This is a genomic window from Arachnia propionica, assembly GCF_037055325.1.
In the GTDB taxonomy this organism is placed as follows: Bacteria; Actinomycetota; Actinomycetes; order Propionibacteriales; family Propionibacteriaceae; genus Arachnia.
Genome location: NZ_CP146373.1, coordinates 1,968,018 through 1,981,501 on the forward strand (window position 1 = coordinate 1,968,018; position 13,484 = coordinate 1,981,501).

General features: G+C 61.8%; 12 protein-coding genes. 2 read left to right on the top strand and 10 right to left on the bottom strand.

Annotated features, from left to right (window positions below; all coding sequences use genetic code 11):
- Positions 1-30: 30 nt before the first annotated feature.
- The 9 genes from V7R84_RS09095 to feoB (V7R84_RS09135) form a co-directional block, all read right to left on the bottom strand.
- Complete coding sequence (locus V7R84_RS09095; RefSeq protein ID WP_338568166.1) at positions 31-1,122, bottom strand: alcohol dehydrogenase catalytic domain-containing protein; 1,092 nt, start codon at positions 1,120-1,122, stop codon at positions 31-33.
- A gap of 65 nt (positions 1,123-1,187) precedes the next feature.
- On the bottom strand, positions 1,188-2,519 hold the full coding sequence (locus tag V7R84_RS09100) for an ISL3 family transposase (RefSeq protein WP_338568008.1): 1,332 nt from the start codon (positions 2,517-2,519) through the stop codon (positions 1,188-1,190).
- 208 nt (positions 2,520-2,727) lie between these two features.
- Positions 2,728-3,954 (bottom strand): IS256 family transposase, encoded by a 1,227-nt coding sequence (locus tag V7R84_RS09105; protein WP_338568167.1) that lies wholly within the window; start codon positions 3,952-3,954, stop codon positions 2,728-2,730.
- 324 nt (positions 3,955-4,278) lie between these two features.
- Positions 4,279-5,712, bottom strand: a complete 1,434-nt coding sequence (locus V7R84_RS09110) for a hypothetical protein (protein WP_338568169.1) — start codon at positions 5,710-5,712, stop codon at positions 4,279-4,281.
- A gap of 90 nt (positions 5,713-5,802) precedes the next feature.
- A complete protein-coding gene (locus V7R84_RS09115) occupies positions 5,803-6,381 on the bottom strand; it encodes a NifU family protein (RefSeq protein WP_338568171.1) in 579 nt (192 codons plus the stop codon).
- On the bottom strand, positions 6,378-8,258 hold the full coding sequence (gene feoB, locus V7R84_RS09120) for a ferrous iron transporter B (protein ID WP_338573873.1): 1,881 nt from the start codon (positions 8,256-8,258) through the stop codon (positions 6,378-6,380). Before feoB (V7R84_RS09120) ends, V7R84_RS09115 begins: the two co-directional genes overlap by 4 nt.
- Before the next feature lie 56 nt (positions 8,259-8,314).
- Positions 8,315-8,560, bottom strand: a complete 246-nt coding sequence (locus V7R84_RS09125) for a FeoA family protein (RefSeq protein WP_338568173.1) — start codon at positions 8,558-8,560, stop codon at positions 8,315-8,317.
- 101 nt (positions 8,561-8,661) lie between these two features.
- The gene (locus V7R84_RS09130) at positions 8,662-9,249 is read right to left on the bottom strand and encodes a hypothetical protein (protein ID WP_338568175.1); all 588 of its coding nucleotides are present in this window, start codon (positions 9,247-9,249) and stop codon (positions 8,662-8,664) included.
- Positions 9,246-11,123 (bottom strand): ferrous iron transporter B, encoded by a 1,878-nt coding sequence (gene feoB / locus V7R84_RS09135; RefSeq protein WP_338573874.1) that lies wholly within the window; start codon positions 11,121-11,123, stop codon positions 9,246-9,248. The genes V7R84_RS09130 and feoB (V7R84_RS09135) overlap by 4 nt, the downstream gene beginning before the upstream one ends.
- Before the next feature lie 298 nt (positions 11,124-11,421).
- On the opposite strand from feoB (V7R84_RS09135), the gene V7R84_RS09140 reads away from it, so the two are divergent.
- Positions 11,422-12,354: a 2-hydroxyacid dehydrogenase gene (locus V7R84_RS09140; RefSeq protein ID WP_338568177.1), complete on the top strand. Its 933-nt coding sequence runs from the start codon at positions 11,422-11,424 to the stop codon at positions 12,352-12,354.
- Positions 12,351-13,046, top strand: coding sequence for a GNAT family protein (locus V7R84_RS09145; protein WP_338568178.1), 696 nt, complete (start codon positions 12,351-12,353; stop codon positions 13,044-13,046). Before V7R84_RS09140 ends, V7R84_RS09145 begins: the two co-directional genes overlap by 4 nt.
- 89 nt (positions 13,047-13,135) lie before the next feature.
- On the opposite strand, the gene V7R84_RS09150 is transcribed toward V7R84_RS09145, so the two are convergent.
- Entirely contained in the window at positions 13,136-13,354 is a 219-nt protein-coding gene (locus V7R84_RS09150) for a FitA-like ribbon-helix-helix domain-containing protein (RefSeq protein WP_338568180.1), read from the bottom strand.
- Positions 13,355-13,484: the final 130 nt, after the last annotated feature.

Sequence of the window (13,484 nt, forward strand, 5' to 3'; positions counted from 1 at the left end):
AAATGGCCCCCATGGAATCCCTCGCAAAATTCAGAGCATATCGAGCACCAAGCGAACTACTAGCTCACCATTCACCACCCTGGTTCCCGTCGATAGCATTACATTAAGAGTTTCAACACCCTTCTCGAAAGGGAGGTCATGGGTGATAAGACAGTCCACCTTACCCCCAAAATCCGGCTCCTCAAGTAATTTCGATGCGGCTTCTAGCCTGGTATTCGAAACACCACGATTTCCAGTAACGACCATCGATCGCTCAGAATCGCTAAAAGTCACACGACACGGAGGCCATAAGCCACCTGTATTTGCGACGCGGACACCATACAGATCAACACCAGGAAACTCTGGACTTACAGTATGAGGGGAAAGCCCTCCCACGAGATGCACGGCAGTAAGGCGCGCGCCGAAAGTTTGCGCTACTTCAGTCAAGCCTGGCGCCGTTCCGGCTCGATGCGTAGCAGACAGCATAGAAATACGGCCGTCCAAGGCAGATTCAAGATCCGCGACAGTGCGGCCGTTGACAACACGCGGCTCAAAGGCCCGTGTCCATCTAACTCCCAGTTCAGACCTATGCACCATACCTAGAGAAATCTGTTCTCCAAGTATTTGAGGCGCGACGACCGCCGCCAAATTGCCTATCAGGCCATCGCCAAGGATGAGGAGGGAATCGGGGGTCTTGAAACGGAGGCATTCCAGGGCATAGATAACCACAGCCAAGGGCTCGATAAGCGTTCCTCGAGCTGAAGGAATACAAGATGATATGCGCGACACCAACCCGCCAGAAACCGCTGTTTCAGGTATGCGAACACGCTGCTGTAAAAGACCATTTATATTGCGTCCCAGAAGAAAACTCGGATCAGAAGGGTGGGTGGGATTTACGGTGACGCGGTCGCCAACCTCAAATCCGGAAACTCCCTCCCCAACTTCAACAATCTTTGCAAGCCCCTCGTGACCAACAACCAAAGCTGGGCCATCTCGTAACTTTCGAAGAATCTGCATATCTGTACCGCATATACTAACTTTCTCCGGAGCTACAATAAGTTCTCCAGCCTCCGCCTCGTCCTTGTTCAGATAGTCAATTACACAACGATCTCCACGTCGAACAACAGCTTTATGCTTATCCATATAATCATCCTCTTTTTCTATCTTATATTTCTGAGATATCCGGCTCTTCGTACTTGAGTGTGGGGTTATAGTTGTAGACCGTTGCCGGTGAGGAGCGTTCTGAGGCGGTAGTTGTCGGGGTTAGGGAAACCTCGGGCGATGCGGCGGTGGAGTTCGATTAACCCGTTGATGGCTTCGGTTCCGCCGTTGTTGGCGCCGCTGGTGGTGAAGTAGCCCAGGAACGCGTCTCGCCACCGGTTTAGCGTCCGGCCGAGGCGGGCGATCTCCGGGATCGGACACGACGGGAACGAGGCAAGGATCTTCTCCGCGACCCTGCGGCCGTCGGCGTGACTCGACTGGTGATAGACCGAGCGGAGCTGTTGGGTGCAGTGCCAGGCGACCTCGACTTCGACGTGTCGGTCGTCGATGGTGAATGCGGTCTCCAGGCGGGTCTTCTGCCGGTTGGTGAGATGCTCTTTCCCGGCACGCAGTAGGTTGCGGATCCGATACAGCGGATCATCTCTGCGGCCGCGGTGGCCGTGGATGTCCTGCTGGACCCGGCGGCGGACCTCATCGACCGCGGCTGTGCCGAGCCTGACCACGTGGAAGGCGTCGAGCACCGCGATGGTGTGGTCCAACTGGTCGTCGATGGCGCATCTGTAGCCGTGGAATGGGTCCAAGGTGGCGATCTCGACGCCTTTTCGGAACGTGTCACCGCGGTCACGCAGCCACGACGTGTAGGCCTCACTGGAGCGGCCCGGGACCAGGTCCAGGAGCCGGGCCCGGACGCGTCCGTCCTTGTCGCGGGTGAGATCGACCATGCCGGTGAACTCCTTCGGGCCGCGGCCGCCCTGGTCGACGGGCTTGGCGGAGACGTGATGCCAGATGTGTTCGTCGACGCCCAGTGAGGTGACGCCAGCGAAGCGCTTCTCGTCGCCGGCGGCGGCTTCAAGGATCGGCTTGACCGCTCGCCACAGGGTCCTCCAAGTGCAGCCGAGCTGCCGGGCCATCCCCTGAACCGAGGCGTTCTCCCGCCGCATCTGCCCGATCGCCCACGACGTCGCCCGCGCGGTGAGCAACGCTCTGGGCCGCGCGATGTCGGGGTCTTGCTCCATGAACGAGGTCACCGGAGGCATCGGCTCGGGACACAACCAGCGTCGTTTCCGCCACCACAGCCTCACCGGCACAGTGAAACACGGCGCATCAATCAACTCCACCCTCTGCCGGCCATGCGCATGCGCGATGACCCCGCAGGCGGGGCAGCCCATCACCTCCGGCCGGACGGATTCGACCTCAACCCGAAGCCCCGCGTCGTCGCGCTGGACACCGACCACGTGAAGCCCAGGCAGGCCCAGCAGAAGGTCGCAGCGCTCGCAGTAACCGCTGGGCACACAGCAGCAGGAAGTAGAATCGGTCATCGTCGAGGTCCTCGGAATCAAGTGGTGTGGTAACCCCGATTCTTGAGGGCCTCGACCCACCATCACCCCACCGACACACCCGCCAACGGATCCACACTCACCCCACGCTCAGGCACGAAGAGCCAGATATCCCTGCGCCATGAGCTCGGCACCGATCTCGGGGCAGACTTGGCCGGGTCTGTCCGATTAATGGTGTAACTGGCGGTTTCTATTGGTGGGTGCTGGCTGCGGGCATGCGGTCAGCGAAGGTCGTGGCGAACGCGTTCAGGGCGGGCTTCCAGCGCATGCCCCACCGGGCCTGGCCGGTGTCCTTGGGATCCAAGGATCTCACGGTCAGGTACAGGGTCTTCAACGCGGCTTGCTCGTTCGGGAAGTGCCCGCGGGCGCGGACCGCTCTGCGGAACCTGGCGTTGAGTGACTCGATCGCATTCGTGGAACACAAGACCTTGCGGATCTCGACGTCGTAGTCCAAGAAGGGCACGAACTCGGTCCAGGCACCCAGCCAGAGCCGGATCATCGCCGGATAGGCCTTGCCCCACTTCTCGGTGAACTGTTCGAACGCCCGCTCAGCGGCCTCCGGGGTGGGGGCTTCGTAGACGGGCTTTAAGTCGGCCGCGATCTGGGACCAGTGCTTCTTCGAGGCGTAGCGGAAACTGTTGCGCAGCAGGTGGATCAAACAGGTCTGGATCTTCGCGGCCGGGAACACCGACCCGATGGAGTCGGGTAGTCCCTTGAGCCCGTCGCAGACCATGAAGAACACATCCTTGACACCGCGGTTCTTCAACTCGGTCAGGCACGCGAACCAGAACTTCGCCGACTCCCCGTCCCCCTGGCCGGGCCAGATCCCCACAATGTCCTTGTGACCCTCAAGGTCGACCCCGATCGCGGCGTAGAACGGCTGGTTACGGACCTGCCCATCCCTGACTTTGATCACGATCGCATCGATAAAGATCGCCGCGTAGATGGACTCCAAAGGCCGACTCATCCACGTGGCCATCTCGTCGACAACCCGGTCGGTGATCCGGCTGATCGTGTCCTTTGACACACTCGTGCCGTAAACCTCGGCGAAGTGGGCGGCGATCTCCCCGGTCGTCAGCCCTTTCGCGAACAGGCTCAGCACCATGGCATCCATGTCCGACAACCGACGTTGCCGCTTCTTGACCAGCTGCGGCTCAAACGTTCCGTTACGGTCCCGGGGCACCTGGATCTTGATCGCACCGACGTTGTCAGTAACAACCGTCTTCGACCTCGTGCCATTGCGGGAATTACCGCTGCCGCGGCCGACCGGGTCGTGCTTGTCGTAGCCAAGATACTCATCCAGCTCTTCGTCGAGAGCGGCCTCAACGATCTGAGCGGTCAACGCCTTCAACAAACCACCGGGACCGGTCAGAGCAACACCAGCATCCTTGGCCTGACGCACCAACCACGCGATCACCTCACGCTAAGCCACCTCCAGCTCAGCCAACTCCTCCGCCGACAGCAGTGATGATGATGGGTTCACATGCCCCAGTCTGACCGACCCCACGGCCAGCTCACTACTCGTTGTTATCTCGGTCATCATGACTCCCCCTGCCCTCACAGGCGATGGAACCACTTACACCATTTCCCTGACAGACCCTCTCGAGAGTGATTACGGTCTACACTCCCTTGATCGCCGAAGTCCTCCAAGCCTGGGTGCCCAGCATGGAAGATCCTTGACCCGAACCACCAATACAAGCCGTCACCGGACTCATCTTCGCCCACACCCCACGAATAAACCTCATTGGATTGGGGATTTTCCGCCACCCATGTCCTCGATGGCGTCCGCAAGCAGCGCACAAGACTCTTCAATTCTATTTTTCATGGATTCCATCGCTTTTCCGGCAGGACCCTGAGATTTTCTCACCCATGCGATAAGGGATCGCAGCCACTTGAAACGCCCTCCCGTTTCTGCACTAATGTAATCCTGAAGCACCAGAGCACATCGCGCTTGGTCGGGGGACACGTTCCCCAAGCTTTTCTCCTTCCATTCCTTTAATTCAGTCCACCAGCTTGCGTCCCAAAGTCCTTCCTTCCTGTGCATTCCCGGCATTACGGCGACGAACGAAGCCACCACATCCAAGATCACGAAGACCAGACACAGGGCGCCCAAAAACGAGAAATTATGATCGCCTAGAAACATGGTCAAGCAGAACATGGGTACACCAGCAACAATTGCTAACAGACGAAGGCCGTTACCGAAAACAAGAAACCCCCACGAAGGAGCTCTCGAACCCTCCACAAAACACTTGAGGCACCTTTCAACCTGACGACCCTTATCCACCAAAGCCGCCACAAATTCAAACACCCCCACAAGGACCCCCAATATCATCGTGGCTATCCAGGCAGCCTTTTCTTTATCTTGGACCTCTAAATACCGCGGCGACACCCAGCATAATACCCCAAAGAAAAGTACGGAAAGCAATACTCGTACCACCGGGAGCCATCTAATAATCCACACGCAATGAGAACGTTTTCCCGCCAGTGGAACCGCGTGCTTGCCGACACCGCAATCGAGCTTCAGGCTCCTTGTGAGCTCGGCATCCAGCAGCGCCAGACGCCACTTTCTGCGCTCCATTCCATCAAGACTGAGACGGAGCACGTGAACTCCAGGAATCAGCACCCTATTAATCCACCTACACCCCAGAATTCCGACCACCAAAGCGCCAAAAATTATCAGATCAGGGACTTGCTCACGCACCGACCCTTCCGACAAGAAGACTGCCACAAGTATTTTTGCAGAAGCCAGTATCAGCGTTCTCCACAAATAAACAGCAACGAAAAAGGCGCACCGCTCGACCGCCTCGTCAGCCAGATCGCCCCTGGACACCCCCGAAGCGCGCCCTCGCGCAGAATTATTATTTTCTACACTCGGACCGTTTCCGCCGGCGACAAAAACCCCTATAACGGCGGCGGCAAGAAAGGTCAACACCAAAAGCACATCACTGAAATTGGCCCAAGGCGTTTCACGAAATCCACACAGCACCTTCGACAAAAGCAGCTTGATAAAATCACTATCTGAGCGTGACTCTCCACCGGCCAGACCAAACACTCTGAGGTAAACCTCAAGGAAAGCCACAGAAATCCCTAACGCAAGCGCGTTATACCCGCCAAAACTACCGCCAATTCTTCGATACCGCAAATACTTGTTTGAAGAATTCATCGCGGCATTCACCTCCCCCTGGATAAACAGTCATGTCCCACATGAAGTGTAGGAACTACGCTATCCCAGAGCGCCCCTGCCGACTGGCAGGGGCACGCGACTTCAGCAGTTGTGGCCCGGGAGGTTCAGCCAGGTGATGCCCCGCTTCTTCTTCCCCGTGTCGCCCACCCGTTTGACGGTTTTCAGCTGCGGGTAGCGGGCCCGGATGGCGGTCTCGATGCGCTGGTGGAGGGTCTGGCCGGCGGCGGGGCAGTCCTGACATGCCCCACCGAAGTCGACCTCCACCGTCTCGGCGTCGTTGTCGACCACCTGGATCTGCCCGCCGTGGCTGGCGATGTAGGCCGCCAGCTGGTGTTCCACGACGTCACGGGAGATGTAACCCAACAGGTCGGCAGAGCCGGGCTCGACGTCCCAGCCATCCTCCTCGGCGAGGGAGGCGACGATGGCGTCGCGGACCTTGGATCCGACCTTGTTCCACGCCTGATCGGAGGCCAGCCACGTCCATACACCGTCGGCCTCCACCATGGCCCGGGAAAGTACCCCGTATTCCAGCATCGACCCGAGACTGCCGGGCGCGCCACGCACGTCCCCGACGGGCACGCCGCCGGTGGGAACCACCCACCGGACGGCCTGCGGGTCGCCGGGAACGGCCTCAGGATGGATCGGCAGCTTCCCGGTCATGTCGCGATCGCCCCCACGATGAGCTTCGCCGCAAACGCCATCACCCACGCGAGTCCACCCATGTAGATGAACGCAATGATCGACCATCGCCACGTGCCCGTTTCGCGTCTCATCACGCCCAGCGTGGAGGCGCACTGCAATGCGTAGACGAAGAACACCAACAATGCCGCGATGGTGCTCGGCGTGAACACCGGTTCACCGGCATGCGGGCCGTCCGAATGCGTCATGCCCTCCAGTGACTCGCCCGGATCCTCCGGGTCCTCCGCAGATGCGACCTGACCCAGCGTCGAGACGACGGTCTCGCGGGCCGCCAGGGAGCTGAGAACGCCGATGTTGATGCGCCAGTCGAAACCGAGCGGATCGAAGACCGGCGAGACCGCCCGACCAATGGTCGCCGCATACGAATTGTCGAGGGTGTAGGCCGTCACGGCCGCCTCGTCGCCGACATCCACCCCGGCAGCGGTCATGGCATCCTCGCTGTGGGCGGGGAAGTTCAACAACCCCCACAACACGATGGTGACCACCATGATGATCCCCGCAACCTTCCGCAGAAACGCCTTGCACGCATCCCACACGGCGATGATGACGGAGCGGGCACTGGGCAGCCGGTAGGACGGCATCTCCATGTAGAACGGCAGCTGCGTGGCGCCGCGCCCGACGATGCGTTTGAACACCCACGCGGCGATCATCGCAGAGATCGCGCCGAGCAGGTACAGGCCGAACATGATGGTGCCCTGCGCCTGGAACGGACCCCAGAACAGATCGCCGGGAACCATGATTCCGATCAGCAGGGTGTAGACGGGCAGACGCGCAGAACAAGTCATCAACGGCGCACCCATCATGGTGGCAATCCGATCCTTAGCCGACGGCAAAGTCCGCGTGGCCATGATCCCCGGAATCGCACACGCCACCGAACTCAACAAAGCAACAAAAGCACGCCCCTCCAGACCCGCCATCCCCATCACACGATCCATCAGGAACGCAGCCCGGGAGAGATATCCACTGCCCTCGAGCAGCGCGATCATGAGGAACAGCAGCGTGATCTGCGGAATGAATGCCACCACCGCACCAACACCGGCGAAAATACCGTCACCGACCAGCGAGGCGAGCCAGTCGATCGGAATCATGTCCTTAGCAACCCCACCCAACCACACAAAGAAATTCTCAAAGGCATCATTGATGGGAGCCGCAACAGTGAAAATAATCTGGAAAAACGCGTACATCGTCGCGAAGAACACCAACGTCCCCCACAACGGGTGCAGCAGCACCTTGTCTATGCGGCGGGTGCGTTCGTCGACGTCCGGTGCGCGGTAGTTGGCGCTCTCCAGCACCGAATCGGCCCAGGCCGCAACCTCCTCGTGGCCGGTGGGCGGGGGCACGACCGGCGAGGACCACGAGTCGACCTCGGCAAAGGCCTTGGACAACACCTCGACGCCACGCTTGTCACCGGAGACCACGGGGATTACCCGCACCCCGACGGCCCGCGACAGGGCGTCGACGTCGACGGAGCCGCCACGCCGCGCCAGCTCGTCGGTGAAAGTCAGCACCGCGACGGTGGGGCGTTCGCGCTGCTGCACCTGGGCCAGCATCCCGAGGCCGCGGCGCAGCTGCGTGGCGTCCATGAGCACGACGTGCCCGGAGATCGGGGAGTGCACCGACTCGCCCGCGTCCAGGACCTCCGTGACCACTTCCTCGTCGGGGCTGATCGGGTCGAGGGAATAGGTACCGGGCAGGTCCTCGATGACCACCTCGACGTCACCGAGCTTGTGGACACCCTCGTAGCGAGAGACAGTGACACCCGGGTAATTGCCGGTCTTGGCACGCAACCCGGTCAGGGCGTTGAACAACGTCGTCTTGCCGCAGTTCGGGCTGCCCACCAGCACGAAACGACGCAGATCCGTCGCGACCGGTGCGGATTGCTCGTCGTGGCAGGTCATGGTTTCACCAGCACTCTCGAGGCCTCGGAGTGGCGGAGCACGATCTCGGTGCCTCCGACGTTGAACATGAGGGGATCGAGCAACGGGGCTCGGCGTTCCAGGCGGCACGTCAGCCCTGGGGCGAACCCGAGGTCGAAGAGCCGGTGGCTTATCGCGTCATCGCCGTCGAACCCGGTGATACGCGCGCTCGCCCCAACCTTCAAGTCGGCGAGTGTCCTTGCGGTGGAAGGGGTCTCGTTCATAGTCGCGAACTTAGCAACGCCTTGCCTGACACGTGGAGTTTTGACCCAGAATTCGTAAACTTTCGTCAACATTTCCTGATTTGTCGGGACTGAGTCTCAATTCAGTCGTCCGTCCACAAAGCCCGGCGCGGGGTGTTGGACAGCGTGAAATGACTGCTCTGCGGACCCCCCAGCCGCGCTGTGTCTTGCAGCAACGGGTAGCGGACGCGAATCGCCGTCTCGATGCGCTGCTGCAGCTCCGCGCTGGCAGCGGGATCGCGGAAATCGAGCCGACCGAGGTCGAGCAGCAGCCACTGGGCATCGTTTTCCACCACTTCGACGGTGGTGTCGGCGGCGTGAACCTCGTCGGCGAGATCGCCCGAGATCACGTCGTTCGCGACCAGACGCAGCAGGTCCGCGGAGTCGCCGTTGATGTGCCAGCCGTCACGATCGAGGGATTCGAGGATTGCTTCACGCACCTTGTGACCACGATCGGCCCAGCTGTTCCCGGGGGCCAGCCACACCCAGATCCCCTCGGTTTCCAGCAGTGCCAGCGAGATCACCCTGTCCCGCATCAACGCGCCAAAAGGATCCGGCGCGACCACCACCTCGCCGACGACTCCCTGGGTGCCCGTGCGAACCACCCAGCGCACCGCGAGCGGATCATTCGGAACCGCCTGGGGGTGGATCGGCCGCATGGCATGGGTCATGTGATGAGCCTAGCGATACCTGACCCGAGAAAGGCCATCACCCACGCGACCACTCCCATGTAGACGAACGCGATGATGGGCCATCGCCATGTGCCCGTTTCGCGTCTCAACACACCCAGCGTGGAGGCGCACTGCAACGCGTAGACGAAGAACAACAGCAGCGCCGTGACAGTGGGGGCTGTGAACACTGGTTCCCCGGCGTGCGGACCATCGGTGTAGGTCATCTGCTCCAAGGCCTCGCTCGGGTCCTCCGGGTCCTCCGCGGACGCCACCTGACCCAGCGTCGCCACGACGACCTCTCGCGCGGCCAGGGAGCTGAGAACGCCGATGTTGATGCGCCAGTCGAAACCGAGCGGATCGAAGACCGGCGAGACCGCCCGACCAATGGTCGCCGCGTAAGAATTGTCGAGGGTGTAGGCCGTCACGGCAGCCTCATCACCAACATCCACCCCGGCAGCAGTCATGGCATCCTCGCTGTGGGCGGGAAAGTTCAACAACCCCCACAACACGATCGTGGTGGCCATGATGATCCCCGAGACCTTCCGCAGGAACGACTTGCACGCATCCCACACGGCCACAGCGATGGAACGGGCGCTGGGAATCTGATAGGCGGGCATCTCCATGTAAAACGGCATCACGGTTCCGCTGCGCCCCGTGACACGCTTGAACACCCACGCGGCGATCATCGCAGAGATCGCGCCGAGCAGGTACAGGCCGAACATGATGGTGCCCTGCGCCTGGAACGGACCCCAGAACAGATCGCCGGGAACCATGATTCCGATCAGCAGGGTGTAGACGGGCAGACGCGCAGAACAAGTCATCAACGGCGCACCCATCATGGTGGCAATCCGATCCTTAGCCGACGGCAAAGTCCGCGTGGCCATGATCCCCGGAATCGCACACGCCACCGAACTCAACAAAGCAACAAAAGCACGCCCCTCCAGACCCGCCATCCCCATCACACGATCCATCAGGAACGCAGCCCGGGAGAGATACCCGCTGCCCTCCATGATGGCGATCATGAGGAACAGCAGGGCGATCTGCGGGATGAACGCCACCACCGCACCAACACCGGCGAAGATACCGTCACCAATCAACGACCCCAACCAATCGATCGGAATCATGTCCTTAGCAACCCCACCCAACCACACAAAGAAATTCTCAAAGGCATCATTGATGGGAGCCGCAACAGTGAAAATAATCTGGAAAAACGCGAACATCGTCGCGAAGAACACCAACGTCCCCCACAACGGATGCAGCAACACCCGGTCGATGCCGTGGCTGCGGCGGTCGGTATCAGCCTCCCGGTAGTGCGCCGCCTCCAGGACGGATGCCGACCAGCTGAAGATATCGCTCTGGCCGATGGGCGGGGGCACGATCGGAGCGGGCCACGATTCGACCGAGCTCAGCGCCTCGGAGAGCTCCTCCACACCCGCCCGGTCACCCGCGACGATCGGGATCACCCGCACCCCGATGGCCCGGGAGAGCGCTTTGATGTCGATGGAACCGCCCCGCCGGGCCAGTTCATCGGTGAAGGTCAGCACGACCAGCGTCGGTCGCGCGACCTGCTGCACGTGGGAAAGCAAAGTGAGAGAACGCCGCAGCGACGTGGCATCGAGAAGCACGATCTGCCCAGTGATCGGGGAACCGACGGAGACCCCGTCGCCGAGCACCTGGGAAACCACTTCCTCGTCGGGACTGATGGCCTCGAGGGAATAGGTGCCGGGCAGGTCTTCGATGATCACATCGGCCTCCCCCACTCGGTGCCGCCCCTCATAGCGAGCGACGGTAACGCCTGGGTAATTGCCGGTCTTAGCACGCAACCCGGTCAGGGCGTTGAACAGCGTCGTCTTGCCGCAGTTCGGGCTGCCCACCAGCACGAAACGTAGGATGCGATGGGCCTTAGAAGCGGATGCGAGCCCAGAGCCGTGTCCGTGGTGGCTCATGCCATCACCCTCCAAAGATCGCTGCTACGAATCGTCGTCATTGGCGAGGTTGTGTTCACTCTCTTGAACCTAGCGTCGCGACACCCTGTCGTCAGGATTTCAGTCATCCAAACCGCAATCTCTCCTGTCAGCTTTTTGACTGATGGATTCCGCGGTTTTTACGACTCAAGCCCATCTCATGGGCCTCGTCGCTCCCCGGAGAATCCACACGTCCTAGACTCAGGACATGATCGTGACTCTTCCGGACCATCAGCTCCTCGAAGCCCTCACCTCACACACCCCTGCGGACCAGCTCGGCGTCGAGCTGCGCATCTGGGACTGGAACTCCCCCGCCCGCGACGTGCTCGGCGACGAGGCCGACGACGTGGTGGCCACCGTCCTGCCGTACTTCCGTCCCGCCCCGGCGTGGAGGTCGCTGGCGGATCTGCCGAAGCTGCGGCTACTGCAGGCACAGTCGGCGGGCTACGACAACCTCCTCCACATCACCCCCGACGGCGTCGCCCTGGCCAACGCGCAGGGAGTGCACGAGGCCTCCACCTCGGAGTTGGCCGTCGGTTTGATGCTCGCGGCGCAGCGGGAACTGCCCCGCTGGGCGCGTGAACGTCGCTGGCAGGCCGCCTCCACCCGGGCGCTCGCGGACTCGCGGGTGCTTGTGGTCGGGACGGGGGCCATCGGCGAGGCCATCCGGTCGCGGCTGGAGCCCTTCGAGACCGAGATCACGCGGGTCGCCACCACTGCCCGTGACGATGAGCACGGCCACATCCATGGCATCGACGAGCTGTCCGAGCTGCTGCCGAACACCGACATCCTGGTGCTGATCGTGCCGCTCACCGACTCCACCCGCGGCCTGATCGGAGCGAAGGAGCTGGCCCTGCTGCCCGACGGCGCCCTGGTGGTGAACGTGGCGCGCGGCCCCGTCGTCGACACCGATGCCATCACCGCTGAGGTGGTCGCGGGCCGGCTGCGGATGGCCTCCGACGTGTTCGACCCGGAGCCCTTCCCCGACGACCATCCGCTGTGGCAGGCCGACGGGGCCTTCATCAGCCCCCACATCGGCGGCAACACCACCGCGATGCTGCCCCGGATCGTCGCCTTGCTGGCGGACCAGCTGCCGCGCCTGGCCGACGGTCGAGAACTCAAGTTCGTCGTGAAATCATGAGCGATCCCCTCGTCGAGGCCTATCCGCCTTTCGGACTGCGAATCACCCACGACGACATGACGCTGCGGGTGTTCCGCGACGCCGACATGCCCGAATACCTCGACCTGCTGAGCGCCCCGATCTTCGCCGAGGAGAACGTGGACTGGTTCTTCCCGTGGTGCGAGGCGCCGGTTCCCGAGCGGCGCCGCAACGCCATCCAGGTGCACTGGGGGTGGCGTTCCGGGTTCCGCCCGGAGTCCTGGACGTTGGCGTTCGGGGTCTACGTCGGTGGTGTGCTGGTCGGCTGCCAGGACCTCTTCTCCGAGGAGTTCCCCACACGCCGGGTGGTGTACTCGGGTTCCTGGCTGACGCTGGAACACCAGGGCAAGGGCTGGGGCGCGCGGATGCGCAAACTGCTGCTGCACTTCGCCTTCGATCACCTGGGGGCGCAGCGGGCCGAGTCGGAGGCGGTGACAGGCAACGAATCGTCGCTCGGGGTCTCCCGCAGCGCGGGCTACGAACCGAACGGCACCAGGGTCGAGATCTTCGGGAAACGGGTGGTGGAGATGCATCGCGTCGTACTCACCCCCGACCGGTTCCGTCGTCTCGACGGCGATGTCGTGGTGGCGGGATTCACCGACGAGCTGCGCGCCATGATGGGGGCGCAGCCGGATCCGACCTCGCAAGGCGCCGGCTTCCGATCTCCCACGTGACAACCCGCCAGGCACGCTTATGGATGGCCGCGAATAAACCTCCACGACTGCTTGTTTCAGGTCGTGGACGGCCCTCCGAGAGCACTTTCTTAGGGAGCGGAGTCGCGGATGATGTCAAGATCAACCCCACCAACATCGCGCCCGATTTCACGCAGCAGGGTTCCAAGCCGCACCCGGCCCGGTTCGGTCACGGCATCGTTCAGGATGGCCCGGATCTCCGCCTCGGTGCTGCGACCGTTGCGGGCGGCCCGCAGCTTCAAGGCGCGATGAGTCGCGTCAGGCAGATTCCTGATGGTGACGACAGCCATATCCCCTCCTGATACCCATTCGCCGCAATGGTACGCGTGAGGCCTAAAGCTGGTTGAGCCGGCCTGCGCACGAATCGCGGGCGGGATGCGGATTTCGGTGGTTTTGCAGGAGAGCAGGTTCAACACACCC

Bases quoted from the DNA above. Each gene is read 5' to 3' on its own strand.
- V7R84_RS09130 (WP_338568175.1), bottom strand. From the start codon at position 9,249: ATGACCCATGCCATGCGGCCGATCCACCCCCAGGCGGTTCCGAATGAT.
- V7R84_RS09145 (WP_338568178.1), top strand. From the start codon at position 12,351: ATGAGCGATCCCCTCGTCGAGGCCTATCCGCCTTTCGGACTGCGAATC.
- V7R84_RS09140 (WP_338568177.1), top strand. From the start codon at position 11,422: ATGATCGTGACTCTTCCGGACCATCAGCTCCTCGAAGCCCTCACCTCA.
- V7R84_RS09115 (WP_338568171.1), bottom strand. From the start codon at position 6,381: ATGACCGGGAAGCTGCCGATCCATCCTGAGGCCGTTCCCGGCGACCCG.
- V7R84_RS09150 (WP_338568180.1), bottom strand. From the start codon at position 13,354: ATGGCTGTCGTCACCATCAGGAATCTGCCTGACGCGACTCATCGCGCC.
- V7R84_RS09100 (WP_338568008.1), bottom strand. From the start codon at position 2,519: ATGACCGATTCTACTTCCTGCTGCTGTGTGCCCAGCGGTTACTGCGAG.
- V7R84_RS09095 (WP_338568166.1), bottom strand. From the start codon at position 1,122: ATGGATAAGCATAAAGCTGTTGTTCGACGTGGAGATCGTTGTGTAATT.
- V7R84_RS09125 (WP_338568173.1), bottom strand. From the start codon at position 8,560: ATGAACGAGACCCCTTCCACCGCAAGGACACTCGCCGACTTGAAGGTT.